Consider the following 21984-nt stretch of genomic DNA (forward strand, 5'->3'; position numbering starts at 1 on the left):
ACAATCATTCCAAACAGGAAAGTCAAGATCGGGTACATTCGCCTTTATATAATAACGAAACACCCGCGGCAGCGGCATCGCACGCATTGCCATAGGTCTTGCCATCGCAACCGCAAACCGGGGCGTACTGTTTGGTACAAGCCTTCGGTTTATCTTTGCACGTGCCTTCGCTGCCTGAAACGTTGCATTGTCCTACATCGTAATCACAATATTGGTTAATTGCCGGACATTGCTTTCCAGGAATCCCACCACAGCTTAAAGATTTGATCGTCCCGCTGGATTCACATCCCTGAGCTACAAGAAATAACCAGAGTAAAATTAAGTTGCAAACCAGTCTCTTCATTTTTTCATCCTTATCTGCCGACAATAAGCACTTTATTCGCAGAATGTCATGGATCAAAATCTTGATGCAGTTAAAACAATATCCGCGAACTGCCATGCCTTCTCAAATGCTTTCTGGATCTCATCATAATCTTTTCCCTGCTTTTGCAGACTTTGCTTCAGGCCTAACAATACCTATCCATTTTTGGGGTAATAATGGTGGTTATGTGGATAATACGCAGCCGTATAAAAGCTTTGCACTTTACAACTTGCAATACAAGCTTCATCCACTGCCGCAGTGCTGGTATTTGCTTCTGCGGCATCATGACATTGCTGCGAATGCTTGAAAATGCGCTTCGGGAGATAATACCGCTTGACCGTTATTGGTCACATTGATATTCGGACCAAGCGCCAAAGCTTCCCCCCAAATAAAGCACCCCGCCGCAAGCAGCGAGGTATTAACCTCGCTCTTCAATCTGCTGGTTTTCAACCAGCTTCCGCCCCAAGGGGCGGGGGATTAAACCCAGAGAGATTAAAACTGTTGCGATCGCTGTTAAGGCATTGTTGTATTTCATTTTCCCGTCACCCCGTGCATTTCCGTGATCAGCTTGCCGAATGGATGCGGTCTGCAAACTTTAAAAGTTATTCAAATCATACCGGCACTATCCACTTGGATAACTGTCTCTACTTATCTTATTTTTTCACTTAGCGCTCCGGTATATAATATAAAACTGCTAATCGGATTCTATAGAATTATCGTTCTTAATGAATCGTATGCGAATGTGATTTATTCTTGGGAAACGCTGATTAATTCGGCGAACGAGATGAAGCACGAGACGCACGGCGCACAGCAACCGAGACATATCAACAAGATAATCGAGGGAGCGAGTACCGCGCAACGAGGTGATTCGCTCGTATAGTCAATTAATCAGCATTTCCCTTGGACGATCCTTCATCCTTTCTCTATTCTTGACTCTGACTTTATCCGACCGACCCCGAAAACAACATGAATGTTTTTTATGAAGAAGCTGGAACCTTTAAAGTGGGTACCATTCTGGCTGACAACAATACCTCATTACAAATTGAAGCTGTGCATGGTAAGCGATCAAAAATTAAAGCTTCTGCGGTATTGTTCCGGTTCGACACCCCCCCATTGGCGGAATTTATGGGGCATGTGCAGAAAGTTGCCGAAGAACTGGATCCGAATTTTCTTTGGGAATGCTGCGCCCAGGAAACCGAATTCGCGAGCGACAACCTCGCCACAGATTACTTCGGACATGCGCCAAGCCCTGTAGAAGCTGCAGCAACGTTGTTGCTCTTGCAAAATGCACCCATGTATTTTTATAAAAAAGGACATGGCCGTTACAAAGCCGCGCCGCCCGATGCACTCAAGGCAGCATTAGCAAGCCAGGAAAAGAAACGGCTACAGGCCGAACAACAAGCCCGTTACGTCGAACAATTGAATCAATTCATTCTGCCAGAAGAATTTAAGCCATATCTCTCACAGTTACTCTACAAACCGGATAAAAATTCCACCGAATGGAAAGCGCTTGAAACCGTCTGTTCCGAGAAAAAGCTTTCCGTAGTTAAGCTGATGGAAAAATGCGGCGCCATTCCATCCTCGCACGATTACCATTTCAATCAATTCATTTGGGAATTTTTCCCGGAAGGTATTGAGTTTGGCGAACTGGCATCACACTCAGCCACAGACAGCTTCGCAGATCTGCCGTACGCGGATACCGCCGCTTTCAGCATTGACGATGCATCCACGACCGAAATTGATGATGCGTTTTCGGTAACCCCTTTATCTTTCGGGAGTTTTCGCATAGGCATACATATCGCTGCACCTGCGCTGGGGATACCTCCCGAGTCTGCGCTTGATCAGTTGGCTGCCACGCGTCTGTCGACGGTTTATTTGCCCGGCAATAAAATTACCATGTTGCCTGACAGTGTCATTACCCGATTCACTTTGGCGGAACAAGCCATCTGTCCGGTTGTTTCTCTCTATCTTGAGGTATCGGACGACTACACGGTTACCGGCACAGAAAGCAGACTTGAGCTGATAAAAATAGCCGCCAACTTGCGTCATAACGAATTGGAGCAACATTTTAATGAGGATGCATTAAGCAAGGGCCATTTTCGGCACCCCCTCAGTCAGGAGCTGACTTTCTTATGGAATTTTGCTTGCAGATTGGAGAACCTGCGTGGTAAATCAAATGATACCAACAATGACAAAATTGATTACAGCTTCGAAATCAACGGTGAACATGTTTCAATCATCGAACGCCGCCGCGGCTCCCCCATTGACAAAGTTGTCTCGGAATTAATGATTTACGTCAATACCGAGTGGGGAAAACAATTAACGGATGCGGGTATCACCGGTATCTTCCGCAGTCAGGCAAATGGTAAAGTGAAAATGAGCACTTCTCCTGCTCCCCATCAAGGACTCGGTGTCTCCCAGTATGCCTGGAGCAGTTCCCCGATGCGGCGCTACGTCGACCTGATCAATCAGCGGCAGCTGATTGCGCTGCTGCGCGGCGAACCTCCACCCTACTCCAAGGAGAGCAACAATTTATTGATCGCAATGCGCGACTTTGATATGGCTTATGGGATTTACGGCGAATTTCAACGATCGATGGAACGGTATTGGTGCCTGCGCTGGCTGCTGCAGGAAAAAATACAAACAATCAATGCGCAGGTTATTAAGGAAAATCTGGTTAAATTGGATCATATTCCGCTTGTCACACGAGTACCATCATTGCCGGAAATGGCACCAGGCGCTTATGTCAAACTAAAACTCTCTGAAATCGATCTGCTGGATCGTACTTTTCATGCGGAATTCCTGCAAAAGCAGGATCTTTAAAAATATCACTTGAGCATTCCATCAGGAATATGTGACAAGAAAAAAGTAGTTGCCTACAATAACGTATCTTTATTTGCAGGTTATATTCAACTCTTAAGGTTTAACTGAATAGCTGTGATCAACCAAACACTTGGAACTTCACCCCCAAACCAGGACAGCTATCTCTCCTTACAGACGAATCGCTTATCGATTGCGATGGCGGTTTCGTTGCTGTTGCACGGCATTATTCTCTTTGGAATCGCCTTTCAGTTTCCACAACCCAATTTCGACAAAATTGCATCGTCGCTTGAAGTGGTGCTGGTTAATAGCAAAACGCCCTCAACACCTAGGGAGAGCAAGTTGCTCGCGCAGGATAATCTCGATGGTGGCGGCAACACCGACGACGATCGCAAGGCAAAAACACCTTTCCCGGTTCTGCCTAAAAGCAAGCCGGTAGTTGATGACAAGATCGCACAGCAGAAAGTCAAAGAATTGGAGCAGCAGGCAAAGAAATTGATGGCAGCTGTGAGTGAAGTACCCCAGATCGAACTCACCAGCGCAGCGGATAATACCGATGAAATCAAACCGAGCGATCCGTCGGACACAACCGAATTATTGCTGCGAAGCCTCGATATTGCACGGCTAAGAGCACAAATCGATCAAGACCATGAGACCTATCAGAAACGCCCTAAACGAAAATTTGTTGGCGCACGTACCAAAGAGTTCCGCTTTGCGCGCTATGTTGAGGATTGGCGCTTGAAAGTCGAGCGCATTGGCAATTTGAATTATCCGGAAGCTGCCAGAAAAGAGAAGCTCTATGGCAACCTGCAATTGACTGTCGGAATCCGTGCGGATGGTAGCTTGGAATCGATCGAAATCAACCGCTCCTCTGGCAAAAAAATTCTCGACGAAGCTGCCATCAATATCGTTAAACTTGCCGGCCAGAACGGGTTCGCACCTTTCCCGCCGGATATCAGCCAGGATACCGACATCCTACACATTACCCGCACTTGGGTCTTTGCTTCAACAGATATGCTGCTCAGTCAATAAATGTTCCGTTTTTAAATCCCGGCTTTTTTAAATGTCATCCATTAATCCGCTTATGCTCGACTTGTATGCAGTGATGGGCAATCCTGTTTCTCATAGCAAATCGCCTTTAATACATGCCACTTTTGCACAACAAACCGGGCAATCGATGCAGTATATCGCACTGCTTGCGCCTATCGACGGCTTTAAAACGGCTGTAGAAAATTTCCGGCAACAAGGCGGGAAAGGACTCAATGTTACGGTCCCCTTCAAGCTGGAAGCCTTTCAGCTGTCGACCTGCCTCACGGAGCGTGCAAAGATTGCACAGGCCGTGAATACGCTTAAATTTGATGGCAATGATATCTTGGGTGATAACACCGATGGTGCTGGATTGGTATGTGATATCGAATTGAATTTATCGATCCCGATTGCAGCAAAACGTGTCTTGCTACTCGGCGCCGGTGGCGCTGCGCGTGGCGTCATTCTGCCGTTGCTGCAAAAAAAGCCAGCGCTGCTGGCCATTGCGAACCGTACGATTAACAAAGCAAAAAACCTGCAAGAACAGTTCAGGACATATGGCGATATTACCGCAGGGGATTATCTGCAATTCTCCAAAGAAAAATTCGACATCATCATTAACGCCACCTCTGCCAGTCTTCATAACGAACTACCTGATATCGCTCCCGGCACTTTTAAACATGCCGAACTGGTTTACGACATGATGTACAATTTAGATAATCAGACACCTTTCCTTAAATTCGCGCAACAGCATGGCGCACAAAAATTTGCAGACGGCATCGGCATGCTGGTTGAGCAAGCAGCTGAATCTTTTTTTGTATGGCGCAACATAAAACCACAAACAAAACCGGTCATTGCAATGCTGAAATCAAAAAGCAGAACTTAGACCTCTAATCGTCCAGCGCTCAAACATAGTGTTGCAGAAAAATCCCATCAATTGCAGCTCATGAAATGCCTGTTTGCGTATCAAACCGTTTTCATCAAGAATGAATCGGTTGCCAAATTTATCCAGCCAATCGCCATAGCTAAATAAAGTTGGTACTGAGGTAACGCTGAAGGTTATACTTTTCGGTCATCCAACTGCAAACTTTTTAGCGTATAAACTCCAAGCAAAAGTACTCAAGATTAAATTGGCTTGCTGATACCATTCGACTATGACCGAAACCAATACCAATAATAACGATCAAGAAGACTCGCAGACGCCGCTTCAACAGATCACATTTCTGTTGCGCAAGTATAAATTAGTCGAAGGCTTGGTGAATTTACAAGATTCTCCCGATCTATCCTTAAGCGAATCCGAGGTCCAGAAAAAAAACCTCTCTGAGCTGCAATCTTTTTTAGATCAACTGCACCCCGCGGATATCGCGCACATCCTTGAAGCATTGCCGCTGGAAGATCGGTTACTGATCTGGAGCATGATCAAATCCGATCGGGACGGCGATGTATTGCTCGAGACCTCCGAAGCGGTTAGAGCAACGTTGATCACTGACATGGGCGCGCAAGAGCTGGTCGCCGCGACAGAATATCTGGATGCCGACGAGATTGCCGACCTCGCTCCAAACTTGCCTCAAGAAGTCATGGAAGATGTTTTCCGCTCGTTGCCCATTGAGGAACGCGAGCAATTACGCGCAGCCATGTCTTATCCGGAAGATTCCGTTGGCGCACTGATGGATTTTGATGTAATCACCATCCGTGAAGACGTGCGGCTGGAAGTCGTATTGCGCTATTTACGCTGGCTTGAAGAGATGCCGGATCACACCGATCAGTTGTTCGTTGTCGATAGAAATGAACATCTCAAAGGTGTATTGCTAATCAATCGCTTACTGGTCAGCGACCCGGATACCTTGGTCGCTGATGTGATGACTAAAGAAATCATCAAGCTGCGCCCTGATGATGTTGCCCAGCAAGCCGCAAATGCGTTTGAACGCTATGATTTGGTTTCTGCATCGGTCGTCGATGAAAACGACAAATTGCTCGGCCGCGTCACCGTCGATACGGTGATTGATTTTATTCGTGATAAAGCCGAGAACGAAGCATTAAACTTGGCTGGTTTAAGCGAAGACGAAGACCTCTTTGCGCCGGTTCTCAAAAGCGTCAGAAATCGCTGGGGATGGCTGGCGATCAACCTGATTACCGCCTTTATCGCATCCCGGGTTATCGGGTTATTCGAGGATTCCATCGAAAAGCTGGTGGCATTGGCCGCTTTGATGCCGATCGTGGCCGGTATCGGCGGCAATTCGGGAAATCAAACGATTACCATGATTGTGCGAGCATTGGCATTGGATCAGATAAATACGCGTAGCACCTGGAAATTACTTGGTAAAGAAATCGGCGTCAGTTTGGTCAACGGTTTTGTCTGGGGCACCATCATCGGCATATTTACCTTTGCGATCTATCAGAATGCGGAACTGGGACTGGTTATGACTCTGGCGATGATGCTCAACTTGCTTTTGGCCGCATCGCTAGGGGTATTGATTCCTCTAACTTTACGGAAATTTGGCCGCGATCCGGCACTCGGCTCCAGTGTCATGATCACTGCGGTTACTGACAGCGGTGGTTTTTTTATTTTCCTTGGATTGGCGACTATTTTCTTGCTATAGCGACATACCAGCCAGTTAACAAGTACATCCACTCACTGACCGGAATTCTCAAACAGATTACACAGATTACTCAATATTCTGCACTTGTTCGCGCATTTGTTCGACAAGTACCTTTAATTCCATGGAAATCCGGGAAACCTCCAGATCAACCGACTTTGAGCCAATTGTGTTGGCTTCACGATGCAACTCTTGCATCATAAAATCCAATCTTTTACCAACCACACCGCCTTGGTTCAAAATCCGTTCCACTTCGTCGAGATGCGCCTGTAAGCGCGACAATTCTTCATCGACATCAATTTTGCTGGCAAATAACGTGATTTCCTGGTGAATCCGATCATCTTCGTTATTGCCGAGAATTTCTTCCAACCGGGTGCGTAGTTTTTCTTCGAAAGAAGCAATCAATGCCGGGATGCGTGGAGATGCAACTTGCAGCAATTGGCGCATTTGCAAAATGCGATCCAGCAAAATGGCTTTCAGCTTATCTCCTTCGCGCATTCTTGCAGCTTTTAAATCCTTGAGCGCGGTTTGCAACAGCGTCATGCCAACTGCATCCCATTCCTCGCTAGGTGCCGCATTACTCTCGAGCATACCAGGCCACTTTAAAATCTCTGCGATGGTTAAAGACGCTGCGGACGGGTAGCTTGTTCGGATGGTCTGCTCTAATTGCATCAATCGTTCCAATAAACCGTGATCAAGTTGCTGATCGATTTCTACCGTATGAACCGGTGAAAACAATAACCGGCATTCGATTTTGCCGCGGCTGAGTTGTGTGGTCAGCAATTCCCGCATCGCAGCTTCCAACCGGCGGAAATCATCCGGCAAGCGAAGCTGGATATCAAGAAAACGGTTATTGACGGAGCGAATCTCGAGATTGAACGATCCGTAAGGTGTTTGCTGGCTCGCGGCCGCAAAGCCGGTCATGCTGAATATCATAATTTAAGTTTTCCGAGAACGTTTAAAAAACGCCATCATCACAAACGGCTGGAGCGTTTTTTGGGTCGAGTAAACCGGTTACGCTAAATGGCCTGTCTTTATTGTCAGGATCAAATACAATTTGACTGGCGTCGATATACTTGTAGTCGCCAGGCGCATTAAGCCGCCACAAATTTGGAATCACCGCATACGGCTGATGCAAGCAATAGGCTGGAGTATCACCATGAATGACCAAAACCGGTTTCGTGAATTGAGCCGCGTAACGCTTAATCTCATCGCGTAACATGCGATAACCATCGCACTCTGTGCGATTATTGGGTGTACATAATGGCCTTTCGTGGTCGAAGTCAAAAATATCCGCCTGGAACGCTATCACAACGGCCTGTGCAGATTCTGCTTCCGCGAATAGCTGGTTCAACCATTGTTTATTCGATTGATCACGAAAGTCGGCTTCATTTAACGCTTCTTCCAGATTACTCCGCAAAATTTCCTTGCGGCCGTTGTTCGTCCCCGGAATATGCAGCGTTGCAAACATAACCGGGCCGATGCGCCAGCGGGCATTCTCAACAAATCCGTCTTGGCGCACCAAACCCGGAATATGTTTGGTCAATTGCCATTGATCTCGATGATAGAAAAGCTGGCGAAGAAAACCCAACCGCTCCAGCTCATCATAACGTGTCGACAAGGTAAAACGGTCACAGTCGGTCCAGTCGTTATCGCCGGGTGTGTAGACTGTCTTATGGGGATTTAAAAACGCAATCTGCCGATAGTGATCTTGCAACAGCTCGTCACTGCAACTCAACCGTCCCCTTTTGAAATCGCCTAAATGGATTAAAACCGGAGGATCTATAGATCTAATTGCTTTGGCGAGCGCGCCGCCGGGTTGTTCCAGCAATGCATATTCCGCATCGGTATAGGGCATATCACCAATTACGACAAACCGGGTTGTTTTCTCACTGCTGGAGAGTAACGCATCGCCCGCATGCAATGGCAAAGCCGAAGACATGCAGACTAGCAACAACCATTGCCAAACCGTCATGGTTCGCGTTATCCGTTCAAGTGATTTTGAAAAACCAGGCCGGCATGTTCACGCAGCTTATGAAAGCAGATCGCCGGCCAATTTTCCTGCGCCACGCTCAATTCTGCGCCAAAGGATGCCAGAAAAGTCGGCGCATCAACCGCATCGTACGCGATCCGATGCGCATTGGCTTCGATGAATCGTTGCAATTCGCGCGGATCGTCGCAGGTGATCCAACGCGCCAATTGGTATTTGGCGGACGCGATACGAGCTGCGACGCCGTACTCGTGCTGCAAGCGGTGCGCGACCACTTCGAATTGCAGCGTACCGACCGCCCCGAGCAACAGCATATTGCCAAGATGCGGACGGAAAACCTGGATTGCGCCTTCCTCGCCAAGCTGGGCCAATCCTAGTTTTAGCTGTTTGCTGCGTAACGGGTCGGCAATTTCAACCGTACGGAAAATCTCGGGGGCAAAGAAAGGCAAACCGGTAAATTGCAAAACCTCGCCTTCGGTCAACGTATCGCCCAATTGCAGCGTGCCATGATTCGGTATACCGATAATGTCTCCTGGATAGGCCTCTTCCAGAATATCGCGGCGTTGCGACAAAAACGATACTACCGTGCTGGTGCGGATATCCTTACCGTTACGCGCCACTTTCAGATTCATGCCGCGCTTGAAATGACCGGAGCAAACACGCACAAACGCAATCCGATCGCGATGCGCGAGATTCATATTGGCTTGAATTTTGAACACCATACCGGAGAATTTTTTCTCATCGGGTTGTACTTCACGTTGAATCGCATTGCGCGACTCCGGTGGCGGCGCCAGATCCACCAGAGCGTCGAGAATCTCCCGCACACCAAAGTTATTGATCGCCGAACCGAAGAACACCGGTGTTTGCTCACCGGCAAGAAAAGCCGCGTGATCGAAAACCGGCGATGCGCCTTTGATTAAATCGATTTCCTGCAACGCGGTATCCAAATCCATGCCGAAACGCTGCCGGATTTGCGGATCGTCAAATTGCGCAATCACTTCATTATCAGTGTCAATGCGATCGGATCCCGGTTGAAAAACACGCATGCAATTATGCTTCAAATCGCACACCCCGTGAAAATTCTTCCCCATCCCGACCGGCCAGGTAAACGGAATCGTCGACATGCCGAGCGTGCGCTCGATTTCATCGAGCAAATCCAGCGGCTCACGTACTTCGCGATCCATTTTATTAACAAATGTCACGATCGGGGTATTACGGGCACGGCAAACTTCCAGCAATCGCAAGGTTTGCGCTTCAACACCGTTAGCGGCATCGATGACCATCAGCGCAGCGTCAACCGCCGTCAACACGCGGTAAGTATCTTCCGAGAAATCCTGGTGGCCAGGGGTATCCAGCAAATTGATGATGCAATCGCGATATTCCATCTGCATGACCGAGCTAGCCACCGAAATCCCCCGCTGCTTCTCGATTTCCATCCAATCGGACGTAGCATGTCGGCTGGCCTTACGTGCCTTCACGCTACCCGCAATATGAATCGCTCCTGCATACATCAGCAGTTTCTCTGTCAACGTGGTTTTTCCGGCATCCGGGTGAGAAATAATAGCGAATGTGCGGCGGCGCGCCACTTCGTGTTGAATACTCATAATTTCAAGAAATCTGTTCGGGTGAATAAAGAAAACAGTGCGTTGAATGCGTTGCGCTGAATAAACTGGCCGACGGATAGCGTTCCCGGCAAACCGGCATCGCTTTCGGACAACGTGGATGAAAATGACAACCGGCCGGAGGCTTAGCCGGTGACGGTAAGTCGCCTTTTAGCGGAATGAATTTCCGATCCGCGTCAGCAGCAATCCGCGGCACCGACGATAACAATGCTTGGGTGTAGGGATGTTTCGGGTTGCCCATTACTTCATCGATAAGCCCGCGTTCAACGATCCTTCCAAGATACATGACTGCAACCTCATCAGCTAAATATTCCACAACTGCGATATTGTGGGTGATAAACAAAAAAGCAAGTCCTAGGTTATTTTGCAGGGTTTTCAACAAATTCAGGATTTGCGCTTGCACCGAAACATCCAAAGCACTGGTCGGTTCATCGCAAATCAATAATTCCGGATTCACTGCCAAAGCGCGCGCGATGGCAATGCGCTGACGCTGCCCGCCCGAAAATTCGTGCGGATAGCGCCATTTTACCTCAGCCGGCAATCCGACTCGCTGCAATAACGAGTCGATTTCCTGGTCGCTTGAGCTGGCTTGCATATTATCGGCTTTTGATGATGCGCTGGCTGCACCGATCTTTAACGCATTCATCCCTTCTTGCAAGATTTCCTTGATACGCATACGCGGATTCAATGACGAATAGGGATCCTGAAAAATAATTTGGAAGTGCGAACGAATTGGTTTTAATTGGCCCCGTTTCAAGCCTACCAGCTCCTGCCCTTTAAACTGCACACTGCCGGTAGTGGGTTGAATTAACTGCAAAATACTTTTTCCTATCGTTGTTTTCCCGCATCCGGATTCACCGACCAATGCCAATGTTTTCCCGGAAGCAATCTGCAGCGATACACCGTCAACCGCTTTTACATGCCCGACCACGCGTTTGAACAGGCCTTGGCGAATCGGAAAATATACTTTGAGGTCGGCTACTTTCAATAATATTTGTTCCGTTCGCTGTGCTTCGGAATACAGCGGAATCCTTTGTGCCGGTGCGCCGGTTACCACCTGTGTATGACTCACGCCGGATTGATACAAATGACAACGCACCTGGTGCGCATCATCGAGCCGATGCCATTGTGGAACCGCATCACGGCACATTGCCATCACTTGATTGCAGCGATCCGCAAAACGGCAGCCGCTGAATTGCTGTGATAGCGACGGCACATTGCCATTCATCACCGTCAACGCTTGATCGCGTTTATTTTTGCCAGGCAGCGAAGCAAATAATTGTTGCGAATAAGGGTGTGCCGGTTGCTGGAAAAAAGCTGCACGAGGCGCCACTTCCACGATTTCTCCGGCATACATCACCGCCACGCGCTGCGCCATTTCCGCCACCACCCCTAAATCATGGGTAATCAATAATATTGCCATGCGCGTGCGTTGCTGGATGTGCCGCATTAAATCGAGTACTTGCGCTTGGATGGTGACATCCAGGGCGGTCGTTGGTTCATCGGCGATCAATAGTTCCGGCTCACCGGCCAACGCCATCGCGATCATGGCGCGCTGTTTCATACCCCCGGAAAACTGAAATGGATATTCATGCATACGCCGTTGCGCATCCGGGATGCCGACTTGCTCGAGCAATTCCTGAATCCGTGCTTGTTTCATCGCAGGCGTCAGATCGAGATGCTGGTGTAACACTTCTCCAATTTGCTCAGCAATCGTCAATACCGGGTTCAGGCTTAACATGGGTTCTTGGAAAATCATGCTGATCTGTTTACCGCGAACTTTGCGCATCGCCGCCTCAGGCAATTGCAAAAGATCCATCCCATGAATTTTGATTTCCCCGGCGACAATTTCACCCACATCCGGGAGCAATCGCATAATCGACAGAGCCGTCATTGACTTGCCGCAACCGGATTCGCCCAGCAGCGCAAATGTCTCTCCCTGCAGAATATTCAGCGATAGGCCATCAACAGCCCTGACAGGTATATCGCCGGTATGCAGCAACGTCGCTAGATTGTCTATTTCCAGCACGGTTTTCATTTCGAGCGGGAAGAACCTGCCGGAGTCATGGCGCCGGCAGTTTTGTTTGAAGAAATCTCATCTTTTCCATACCGTTGAAAAAAACGGCTGCTTAATTTCAGTGTCCGCATACGTGGATCCAACGCGTTTTGCACCGCATCGGCAAACAGATTGGCGCTCAAAACTAGCGTAAACATAAAACTGAAAGCCGCCAGTAAAGCCCACCACACCATCGGTTCCCGCGCCATTTCCAGACGCGCGGCATTAATCATGGTGCCAAAACTGATCATTGAAGGATCGACACCGACACCGACGTATGACAGCACTGCTTCAGCCAGCACCAATCCGCTGAAATCCATCACTGTAGCAATTAACACGATGTGCATCACATTCGGCAGGATATGGCGGCTGATGATGCGCCAATGTGACACGCCGAAAGCATGCGCCGCCTGAATATATTCCAATTCGCGCAATTTCAGCGCTTCTCCGCGCAACAACCGGCACAAACTCGTCCAACTGGTGACACCGAGAATCATGCACAAAAACAACAACCGCAAATCGGCGCGTGATGCAACGGTTTCGAACAATTCCGCATGCGTTTCGATATATACCTGCATCATCAACACTGCCGCCGCAATTAACAGCACACTGGGAATCGAATTTAACGTGGTATAGATGTACTGAATCACATCGTCAACCCAACCCCGGAAATACCCGGCCATGATCCCGAGCAGCAGCGCGAATGGCAGCATGATCAGCGTGGTCAACGTTCCAATTACCAATGCAACCCGGATACTTTTAAGTGATTGATACAGAATATCCTGGCCTACTTTGTCAGTACCCAATACATGATAGTGCGTTGCCAGCATTGCGCTGCAACCAATCAGCAATAGCAAAATCAATAAAGTAATCAAGATCGCGTACCACGGCACTTCGCTGGTACGCCGCCAAATGACGGACATGCTTTGAACAAAATTTCGTTGATGGCGGCGAGATAGAAAGGCTATTAAGCAAAGGGCTATTCCAAGCCAAACCAAGAAACCATACGCCAAACCTTTAAAGATTCGCTCCAGAATGTCTGGAAGATATTCCTTTTCAGGATCTTGCAAATGCGATCCACCATATTCCAAACGGGCGAAAGCCCGCACCTGCCCGCCATCCGGCGACTCGATTGTTTCCTTTGCATAGAGGTGCGTTGCCAGCGGTGCGGAATAGGTTTTCTCAACGTTGGTCCGGAGCGGCGTTAAAACTATATCCAGCAAACTTAACACTTCTACGCTGTAAATCGTCTCGCCGCTTCGATTCTTATGGTCGAGCGCTGGCCGGAAATGAACGGTGTCGAGCAACCCGACCAATAGAAAAAAAATTAACACCGTCAATGCCGACATGCCGCTGGCACTATGCCCGACCCGCTTCCAAGGCATCAACAAGTGCTCATTCCGGCGCACATACCAAACCCAAAAAAATATCGACAACACAAACAAGTAGACAAGTGCATCCGTCCACAAAACAATTGGGCTAAAAGGCATGGTCTGATGGATTATTGAAAGCGCACTGACATCATATAGAAATACAAGGAACAGTTCCTATCATAAATGAATGCCACGGCTTTTTGAAAAAAACATGACTGCCGATTCAAGAAAAAACAGCCAAGAAACTCGGTTCATACTCGATGACCCTGCATTTCCAGTCTGTTTTCTCCGCATCAGTAGTAACGCAGAAAGTCTCTAGCTGCCTGCGCGTAATCTAAGCTAACGAGACCTTTACACGATGTCATGAGCGGTACGAGAATAAGGCAAAAATTTGCGAAAAAGCGGAGTTTACACGGAGTAAATGAGCATTTTTCGCGAATTTTTAACGCAATTATCGTGCCGCGTAGTAACCGTGCAAAGATCTCTTAACTTATTAATTCCCCGAAATTAATAGTTCTCATACTGCAGTCGTTCCTCACGGCGGATCAATTCATCAATCGTCAAGCCAATAACTGGCACGCCATTGAAAACCGTCCCCGCTCTTTTTTTATTGAAATGTCCAAGCATGGTTGTGTAGGCTCGCGGTGGCAATGGAAAAAAATGGGTTTCCTTTACCAACAGCAACGCATTTTTCAGATAAAACTCGACAAATTCCTTCACTTCCGGCTTCTCGGCTGCCTTGAGGCTGACATAAATAAACATAGGCCGCGATAATGGCTGATAGCTGCCGTCTTCGACTGTCTCGACCGAGGGTAGAACCGCTCCTTGACCATTGCCGTTATCAATCGCTACTGCGGCAACTTTATCTTGATTTTCGACGTAATACGCAAATCCCAGAAAACCCAAGCCATTATTATCACCCGCCACAGCCCGCACCAAGCCGGTGTCATCTTCGGATCTGGAAAAATCCGTGCGGCTCGACTTCGCTTTTCCAATGATCGCCTCGGTAAAATAATCGTAGGTGCCAGAATCTCTTGCAGGCCCAAACAACTTGATAGCTTCTGCCGGCCATGCTGAATTAATCTGATTCCAGTGGGTAATTTTACCTTCGGCCACCGGTTCCCAGATTCTCTTCAACTGCGCAACCGTCATGGCCCTGCTCCAGGTATTGCCGGGATGAATCGCTACGGTAAGCGCATCAAATGCTACCGGTATTTCGACGTACTGCACCCCGGTGTTTTTGCATTCTTTCATCTCGTTTTTTAAGATTGGACGAGAGGCATTGACAATATCAATCTCACCCCGGCAAAACTTCCTGAAACCACCGCCGCTGCCTGAAACAGCAACCGTCACTTGCATCGTTCCCTTCTTAACTTCTTGGAATTGGTCGGCAACCGCCTGGGTAATCGGATAAACAGTGCTGGAGCCGTCGATTTTGACCATTGACTGTGCATGCGTCATCCCGGCAGTACTGATCCAGAAACCCGAGAAAAATAAAATGATCACCTTAAAATTGTATGACTTTGGCATTTCGTTCTCCTGTTTGTAAGGATTGCTATTCGTACCAAAAATAATTTCAACTAAAAATCGATGGTCCATTGCGTCAGGAAAGCACTCAAATCGCCATTGTTCCAGCCATTGGTGCGAGCACCGGCGCCACCGGAATAACCATCGGTGTTGGTAATCGGTGTCCTCGCAGTATTGATATCGAGTACATGGATCACGTTTGCCTGAAATTTGACGTTCGAATGCGGGTACCAATTCAAACCGAATCGAACCATATCCGCTTTACCACCTGCGATGACTCCCGAATTCATATCGATGTAATCGTAACCGGCTGCAATTTCCCAAGCCCCCCAGCCCGATCCGTTGAACTGGAATGGACGATTCGGTTTAATCCGGTTCGCTGCGCCGTTTCTCACATGATACGCTTTAGATTCGCCTGTCAGGAAGTAACTTGCAAAACCGTAATAACCCGTGAGATGCTCGTTATCATAGTTAAATCCATTGATATTGGTCCGCAAATATTCCCCTTGCGCCGAAAATGGACCGTACACAAACCAGGATTCCGCACCGAAACGATCGTAGCTGGTGACTTCTCGGCGATTCGGATTGCTTAAAGCGCCGGTGCTTAAGTTACCGGTGTTCAAAATATTGGTCCGGTCGACGTTGGTTCCCGGAAATGCAAAGAACGACATGCCACCGCCGCCGCCAATCTGTCCTTCACCAACCATCGTGCCATCTGCGCGATACTGTGTATTAACATGCGTATGTCCAGCCGAAACACCGATATGCAGGAATTTCGTATCATCTTCCATCCAGGGCCTGCCGCTGATACGGCCGATGCCCTGCCAGCCGGTATCGCCTGAGCCGTTGTTACGATTCTGATTACCGTTGGCATTGACCGATGTTGAAGCGGAGGACCAGGAACCGATCGGCTCCGTTTGAAACGCGATCCCGGTTTGCCATCTTTTAACCGCGTAATTGGCGCCAATACCCGTTTTATAGGTATTCGGGTTATCGACGAAGGAGTTGACCGACATATGCCGTTCGATAAAAGTCAGATAACGGTTACTGGCCGCTTCTTCCAAACTGAATGGTTCCTTGAACGAACCCAGTTTATAGGAAAGCGCATCGGTATGGTTTAAACGTACAAAGGCATCGGTAATTCCCGATCCAACCGATCCATTGCCCCGGCTGAAGTCATACTCGAATTTATAGTCCCATATTTTAAAGAAAGTACCTTCAACGCCTAAACGAGCACGGCGGATATTCATGCCGCTGTTCAATTCATTGGCTGTGTGCGCACCGGTTGCGGGATCCGGATCATTGACAAAATTATATTGCGAGGCCGGTTGTATCCGCCCGTTAAGCGACATAGAAAAATTGCCATCTTTGGTAGCCCAATGCAAACCGCGATCGTCAAAAGTGCCATGAATTTTCTCTACTTCTTTCATGCGTTCTTCAAGCACCGATACTTGATTGACAAACCGGGCCTTTTCCGCCTTCTCCGAAATTCTGGCAAGACGCTCCGCAGATCTTCTTTTTTTCATTTCCTCGGATTGATCTTCAGCCAATTGCGTCGAATCCCCCGAGGTTCTTAATGGTGCTTCCACAACTTTCGGCGGTTCGGCCTTGGCAGGCACGTTATCGGCTTTCACAAAAGTTCCCATATGTACGCGACCAGGACCCGGCTCCGCATAAATCTGCTTGGTTGTCGTATCAACATATAAATCCAAAGCATGTGCAGTGGTTGCCATACCTAGATTGGCTACAACGATCGCTATCAAGAAAAGTCTGTATAGTTTCATCATCAGTCTCTGATCCGTAGTTAATAATTCAATCGATAAAGATGACGAACGTTATAAGGCAGCAATGTTACAGATTTATGACAGTTACATTTTTCTTACAGAAATGTGACAGAACTCTGTTGCTGTCGAGCCAGAAATAACAGTTAACCACTTGAAGTAATGTCAATTAATTTCTAAAATATATTCGTGCTGAGTGTAATAATTATAATTAACTGCTCATTGCACAATTGTTTTGATGAAATGACGGGAACTTTCATTAATTAAAGGCCTGTCTAAAACCACATGTTGAACAGGGAATAATCTTTTTCTCTGCAAGACATCTATTTCTACTAACCATTTTTAATAGGAGGCACACAAAATGGCAACAACGTATGGCACAACGAGTAGCGCGTCGAGCGCGAGCTATGACATGTCGCTGTGGTACGACTCGAAGTACTACAAACTGGGCATGGGCACCATGCTGCTGGTAGCGATATTTTGGATCTGGTTTCAAAGGACATTTGCGTATTCCCACGGAATGGACTCGATGGAACCGGAATTTGACAAAGTGTGGATGGGACTGTGGCGCGTACACATGACCCTGATGCCATTGTTTGCATTGGTCACCTGGGGTTGGATTTTAAAAACCCGTGACACCAAAGAACAATTAGACAACCTGGATACCAAGTTAGAGATCAAACGCTATTTCTACTGGATGATGTGGCTGGGTGTATACCTGTTTGGTGTTTACTGGGGCGGCAGCTTCTTCACCGAACAAGATGCAAGCTGGCACCAAGTGATTATTCGTGACACGAGCTTTACGCCAAGTCACGTAGTGGTGTTTTATGGCTCATTCCCGATGTACATCGTATGTGGCGTAGCTTCATACCTGTACGCGATGACCCGTCTGCCACTGTACAGCCGCGGCACATCATTCCCGCTGGTAATGGCAATTGCTGGCCCATTGATGATTCTGCCGAACGTAGGATTGAACGAATGGGGTCATGCATTCTGGTTCATGGAAGAGCTGTTTAGCGCGCCATTGCACTGGGGCTTTGTGATTCTGGGTTGGGCAGGTTTATTCTCAGGTGGTATTGCAGCACAAATTATCACCCGTTACTCTAACCTGACAGACGTAACCTGGAACGGCGCCAGCCGCGAAATTCTGAACAACAGAATTGTTCCTTAATCCGCTTGCGGATGTTATAACATCAACCTGCTGTCGGACGATCCGACAGCAGGTTTTTTTATGGCCTATTTCCGTTTAGCGATCTATCCGGTATAACTTTCAATTCGCAAATGAACTCGATTGTCTCTTTTATAGTACCGGTATTTTTTTATGGAAAACTTGATCCTCTACATTCAACAATGGATACCTATGGATGTGCTCCTTGGCCTAACGATCGCATCCATTATCGGCTTTATAGGTTCTCTAATCGCCATTCCATGGATCCTGATCCGCCTGCCAAGCGACTATTTTGATCTGCGGGTCCCTCGCCACTGGATGAAAGACCAACACCCTGTGTTACGCATTATTGGATTGATCATCAAAAATTTCGTCGGTACGATATTCTTGATTGCGGGTTTCCTGATGCTATTTCTACCTGGTCAGGGCCTGCTCACGATGCTGATAGGCATCTCTTTTATCGATTTTCCCGGTAAGCGCAAGCTGGAAGCAAAGATTGTCGGACAACGCACCGTTTTACATGCCATCAACACCATGCGCAAAAAATTCAATAAACCGCCTCTCATTTTGTCTCCCGTGAACTATTGAGAAACCTACGATAGTTGTTTTGTTCACTACTTAAAATCATGACTGTTGCCATTTTGCCCATGACAGCACCGGATGCTCCCACAGTTTCAAGGCTTGCCGAGACAATCTGGCGGCATCATTACTCCGGCATCATTTCAACTGCACAAATAGAATACATGTTGAAGCAGCGCTATCAACCAGCATTGATCAATGAGCAATTATCGAACCCGGATATCTGGTGGCGAAAGCTTGTTCTTAAAGAAAATATCATCGGTTTCTCCTGCTGTATGCGCACAACCATTCCGGGCGAACTCAAAATCGACAAGCTATACATCCATTGCGATCACCATCGGCAAGGCCATGGCGCCAGACTAGTGAGGGATGCGGTTGAAATATTGAGAAAAAATAATCTGCAATCATTGATTTTGACGGTCAACAAACACAATCGCAGTGCGATTTCAGCCTATCAACATTATGGATTTGAGGTGACGGGTGATAGTATTGTGGATATCGGCAGCGGATTTTTCATGAATGATTATTTGATGACGCTTAATTTTGAACACTGGAATGCCTGATTCATGAAACTGAAATTCACCAAAATGCAGGGGCTTGGTAACGACTTCGTGGTGCTGGACGGAATCCATCAGGCCATCCATCTTGATCGCCAGCAATTGCGTTTTCTGGCTGATCGTCATTTCGGCATCGGTTGCGACCAAATCTTGCTGGTCGAAAAGGCTGAAGGTGAAGCTGATTTTCGCTATCGTATCTTTAACGCCGATGGCGGTGAAGTGGAACAATGCGGCAATGGCGCCCGTTGTTTCGTGCGTTATGTGCACGATCACGGTTTGACTGAAAAAAACGAGATTCGCATCGAAACGATGAGTGGCATGATATCGCCGAAATTGGAGATTAACGGCAATGTCACCGTCAACATGGGACAACCCGTTTTTGAACCAACGCAGATTCCTTTTATTGCAGACCACGTTGCACCGACTTATCAACTTGAAATAGCCGGTCAGCCGGTTACAATTAGCGCATTGTCAATGGGTAATCCGCATGCAGTTCGAGTCGTCGCAGATGTTGACCATGCCCCGGTCGAAACAGAGGGTGCTTTGCTCGAGCGGCACCCGCGTTTTCCCAAGAAAGTGAATGTCGGCTTTATGCAGGTAATTGACCGCCATCGCATCAAGTTGCGAGTATTTGAACGCGGCGCGGGCGAAACACTTGCTTGTGGTACCGGCGCATGCGCTGCGGTGGTTGCCGGCATCAAGCTGGGGTTACTCGACGCGCAGGTGTCCGTCAGCACCCACGGCGGCGAACTGACGATACGCTGGGAGGGAACGGGTCAGCCGGTTTGGATGACCGGTCCGGCAGTCACGGTGTTTGAAGGCGAAATAAATTTGTAATCTATCAAGGAAACATCATGAAAGCAGAAGATGTCGCACAATTTTTGCAGGAACATCCCCAGTTTTTCAACGATTACGCTGATTTGCTCGCGGATATTCAAATCTCGCACCCGCAGGACGACAAAGTCATCTCCTTGAACGAGCGTCAGATCATCTCCTTGCGAGAGAGAAACCGCGCGCTGCAAGACAAGCTTCTGGAATTGATTAGTTTCGGTGAAGAAAATGATGCGATCGGAGAAAAAATGCACCGGCTTGCAATCACGCTGATTTCCGTTTCCAATCTGGATGAACTGTTAAATGCGTTGTATTTCAGCCTGAAAGAGGATTTTTCCGTACCGCTGGTGGCGATGCGCTTCTGGAATATACCGAATACCGATCCATCGAAAGTGGAGTTCACCCCGATCAGCGAAGATGTGCGAGCCATTGCCGAAAGTCTGGCCCAGCCTTATTGCGGCAATCATATCGCGGAGGAAATCAAGCGCTGGTTTGGTGAAAACTTGGAACATTTGCATTCATTTGCGATGATTCCTTTGAATACAACGCAAACCATCGGCTTGCTTGTTCTTGGCAGCCCGGATGCAGAGAGATTCTACCCGGAAATGGGAACATTGCATTTAAAACGCCTCGGGGAATTGGCCTGTACCACTTTAGCGCGCTACGGTCAGCTTACAAATGCCGAAAGCGTTACCGTATAGATAAAGACAATCATGTCATGAATGACGCTCCCGCATCCGCATCTTTAGTAGCTGCATTTATTGACTATTTAACTTACGAGCGACGGTTATCGCCGCATACCAGCAAGAATTATTCGCGCGATATCAGTGTTTTGCAAAAACAGCTTAACCCCAGCGACTTGGAGCAAGTTCACGCGCACCATATCCGTCATGTCATTGCGCAGCTCCACGGCAAAGGTCTTTCCGGCAGAAGTCTGTCAAGAATGCTGTCGGCTTGGCGCAGCTTCTATCGCTATTTAATCCGGAAACACCGCTTTACGCAAAATCCTTGCATTGGCATCCGCTTACCCAAATCACCACAAAAACTGCCGAACGCGCTTTCCCCCGACGAAGCAGCTCAATTACTGCAGTTTCCAACTGATCAGTTGTTAACGATCCGGGATAGCGCCATGTTTGAATTATTCTATTCTTCGGGGCTGAGGCTAATGGAATTAACCCAGTTAAAACCCGGCGATATCGACTTTGCCGAGGGAACCATCCGAGTGCTTGGCAAAGGCAGCAAGACCCGCATCATTCCGGTCGGTAAATTTGCGATCCAAGCGTTGCAAGCTTGGCTGAAACAACGTGTTTTAATCGTCAAAACCGACGAAACGGCACTGTTTTTATCGCAGCACGGCCATGCGATCAGCCCTCGCACCATCGGTTACCGCTTGAAACAACGTGCAAGGCAGCAAGGTATTCAACAAAATGTGCATCCACATATCCTGCGGCACTCGTTTGCTTCCCATTTGCTGCAATCCAGCGGCGATCTGCGTGCAGTCCAGGAAATGCTCGGACATGCGCATATCACTTCCACCCAGGTCTATACCCATCTGGATTTTCAGCACCTGACCAAAATCTACGATGCTGCGCATCCCCGGGCCAAAAAAAGGAGTTGAATAACGCGGCTTGCTTCTTGACCGGATCAGCGATGCTTTATGCGTTATAATCGAATTTTGTAACAAATTAAGAAATTT

20 protein-coding genes are annotated in these 21984 nt (G+C 47.9%); 11 read left to right on the forward strand and 9 right to left on the reverse strand.

All coding sequences use genetic code 11. The features are described 5' to 3' along the window. Positions 1-22 precede the first annotated feature (22 nt). Positions 23-439 carry a Kazal-type serine protease inhibitor family protein gene (locus ACV7NC_RS06550; protein WP_458154713.1) on the reverse strand — a complete coding sequence of 139 codons (417 nt, stop codon included), beginning with the start codon at positions 437-439 and terminating at the stop codon, positions 23-25. On the opposite strand from ACV7NC_RS06550, the gene ACV7NC_RS06555 reads away from it, so the two are divergent. Beyond that, positions 405-668: a hypothetical protein gene (locus tag ACV7NC_RS06555; RefSeq protein WP_458154963.1), complete on the forward strand. Its 264-nt coding sequence runs from the start codon at positions 405-407 to the stop codon at positions 666-668. The two genes, ACV7NC_RS06550 and ACV7NC_RS06555, sit on opposite strands and share 35 nt — an antisense overlap. Here ACV7NC_RS06555 and ACV7NC_RS06560 read toward each other — a convergent pair. After that, positions 644-811: a hypothetical protein gene (locus tag ACV7NC_RS06560; RefSeq protein WP_458154714.1), complete on the reverse strand. Its 168-nt coding sequence runs from the start codon at positions 809-811 to the stop codon at positions 644-646. The genes ACV7NC_RS06555 and ACV7NC_RS06560 overlap by 25 nt on opposite strands. A 516-nt stretch (positions 812-1327) precedes the next feature. Between ACV7NC_RS06560 and ACV7NC_RS06565 the strand changes: the two genes are divergently transcribed. The 4 genes from ACV7NC_RS06565 to mgtE all read left to right on the forward strand — a co-directional run bounded on the left by ACV7NC_RS06565 (position 1328) and on the right by mgtE (position 6807). Beyond that, positions 1328-3184 carry a ribonuclease catalytic domain-containing protein gene (locus tag ACV7NC_RS06565; protein ID WP_458154715.1) on the forward strand — a complete coding sequence of 619 codons (1857 nt, stop codon included), beginning with the start codon at positions 1328-1330 and terminating at the stop codon, positions 3182-3184. Positions 3185-3292: 108 nt separating this feature from the next. Next, complete coding sequence (locus ACV7NC_RS06570) at positions 3293-4213, forward strand: energy transducer TonB (RefSeq protein ID WP_458154852.1); 921 nt, start codon at positions 3293-3295, stop codon at positions 4211-4213. A gap of 52 nt (positions 4214-4265) precedes the next feature. After that, positions 4266-5093, forward strand: a complete 828-nt coding sequence (gene aroE, locus ACV7NC_RS06575; RefSeq protein WP_458154854.1) for a shikimate dehydrogenase — start codon at positions 4266-4268, stop codon at positions 5091-5093. 268 nt (positions 5094-5361) lie between these two features. Continuing rightward, the gene (mgtE, locus tag ACV7NC_RS06580; RefSeq protein ID WP_458154716.1) at positions 5362-6807 is read left to right on the forward strand and encodes a magnesium transporter; all 1446 of its coding nucleotides are present in this window, start codon (positions 5362-5364) and stop codon (positions 6805-6807) included. A 66-nt stretch (positions 6808-6873) separates the two neighbouring features. On the opposite strand, the gene ACV7NC_RS06585 is transcribed toward mgtE, so the two are convergent. From ACV7NC_RS06585 to ACV7NC_RS06615, 7 genes are all read right to left on the reverse strand, one after another. Beyond that, complete coding sequence (locus ACV7NC_RS06585; protein WP_458154718.1) at positions 6874-7740, reverse strand: YicC/YloC family endoribonuclease; 867 nt, start codon at positions 7738-7740, stop codon at positions 6874-6876. A 22-nt stretch (positions 7741-7762) separates the two neighbouring features. Beyond that, the gene (locus ACV7NC_RS06590; protein WP_458154719.1) at positions 7763-8779 is read right to left on the reverse strand and encodes a metallophosphoesterase; all 1017 of its coding nucleotides are present in this window, start codon (positions 8777-8779) and stop codon (positions 7763-7765) included. An 8-nt stretch (positions 8780-8787) separates the two neighbouring features. Continuing rightward, a complete protein-coding gene (locus tag ACV7NC_RS06595) occupies positions 8788-10398 on the reverse strand; it encodes a peptide chain release factor 3 (protein WP_458154720.1) in 1611 nt (536 codons plus the stop codon). Positions 10399-10402: 4 nt separating this feature from the next. Next, positions 10403-12454: a dipeptide ABC transporter ATP-binding protein gene (locus ACV7NC_RS06600; protein WP_458154721.1), complete on the reverse strand. Its 2052-nt coding sequence runs from the start codon at positions 12452-12454 to the stop codon at positions 10403-10405. After that, positions 12451-13962, reverse strand: coding sequence for an ABC transporter permease (locus tag ACV7NC_RS06605; RefSeq protein ID WP_458154722.1), 1512 nt, complete (start codon positions 13960-13962; stop codon positions 12451-12453). The genes ACV7NC_RS06600 and ACV7NC_RS06605 overlap by 4 nt, the downstream gene beginning before the upstream one ends. A 390-nt stretch (positions 13963-14352) precedes the next feature. Next, positions 14353-15375, reverse strand: coding sequence for a PstS family phosphate ABC transporter substrate-binding protein (locus ACV7NC_RS06610; protein WP_458154723.1), 1023 nt, complete (start codon positions 15373-15375; stop codon positions 14353-14355). Between the two features lie 50 nt (positions 15376-15425). Next, positions 15426-17159 (reverse strand): OprO/OprP family phosphate-selective porin, encoded by a 1734-nt coding sequence (locus ACV7NC_RS06615; protein WP_458154724.1) that lies wholly within the window; start codon positions 17157-17159, stop codon positions 15426-15428. A 355-nt stretch (positions 17160-17514) separates the two neighbouring features. Here ACV7NC_RS06615 and ACV7NC_RS06620 point away from each other — a divergent pair, with 355 nt between their 5' ends. The 6 genes from ACV7NC_RS06620 to xerC all read left to right on the forward strand — a co-directional run bounded on the left by ACV7NC_RS06620 (position 17515) and on the right by xerC (position 21906). Continuing rightward, positions 17515-18324 carry a methane monooxygenase/ammonia monooxygenase subunit C gene (locus ACV7NC_RS06620; RefSeq protein WP_458152066.1) on the forward strand — a complete coding sequence of 270 codons (810 nt, stop codon included), beginning with the start codon at positions 17515-17517 and terminating at the stop codon, positions 18322-18324. A gap of 150 nt (positions 18325-18474) precedes the next feature. Beyond that, complete coding sequence (locus ACV7NC_RS06625) at positions 18475-18909, forward strand: hypothetical protein (RefSeq protein ID WP_458154725.1); 435 nt, start codon at positions 18475-18477, stop codon at positions 18907-18909. Between the two features lie 38 nt (positions 18910-18947). After that, complete coding sequence (locus ACV7NC_RS06630; RefSeq protein WP_458154727.1) at positions 18948-19463, forward strand: GNAT family N-acetyltransferase; 516 nt, start codon at positions 18948-18950, stop codon at positions 19461-19463. A 3-nt stretch (positions 19464-19466) separates the two neighbouring features. After that, positions 19467-20294 carry a diaminopimelate epimerase gene (gene dapF, locus ACV7NC_RS06635; protein ID WP_458154728.1) on the forward strand — a complete coding sequence of 276 codons (828 nt, stop codon included), beginning with the start codon at positions 19467-19469 and terminating at the stop codon, positions 20292-20294. 17 nt (positions 20295-20311) lie between these two features. Beyond that, complete coding sequence (locus ACV7NC_RS06640) at positions 20312-20989, forward strand: DUF484 family protein (protein ID WP_458154729.1); 678 nt, start codon at positions 20312-20314, stop codon at positions 20987-20989. A gap of 17 nt (positions 20990-21006) precedes the next feature. Continuing rightward, positions 21007-21906, forward strand: a complete 900-nt coding sequence (gene xerC, locus ACV7NC_RS06645) for a tyrosine recombinase XerC (protein ID WP_458154730.1) — start codon at positions 21007-21009, stop codon at positions 21904-21906. Positions 21907-21984: the final 78 nt, after the last annotated feature.

It is taken from the genome of Nitrosomonas limosa (assembly GCF_054188085.1).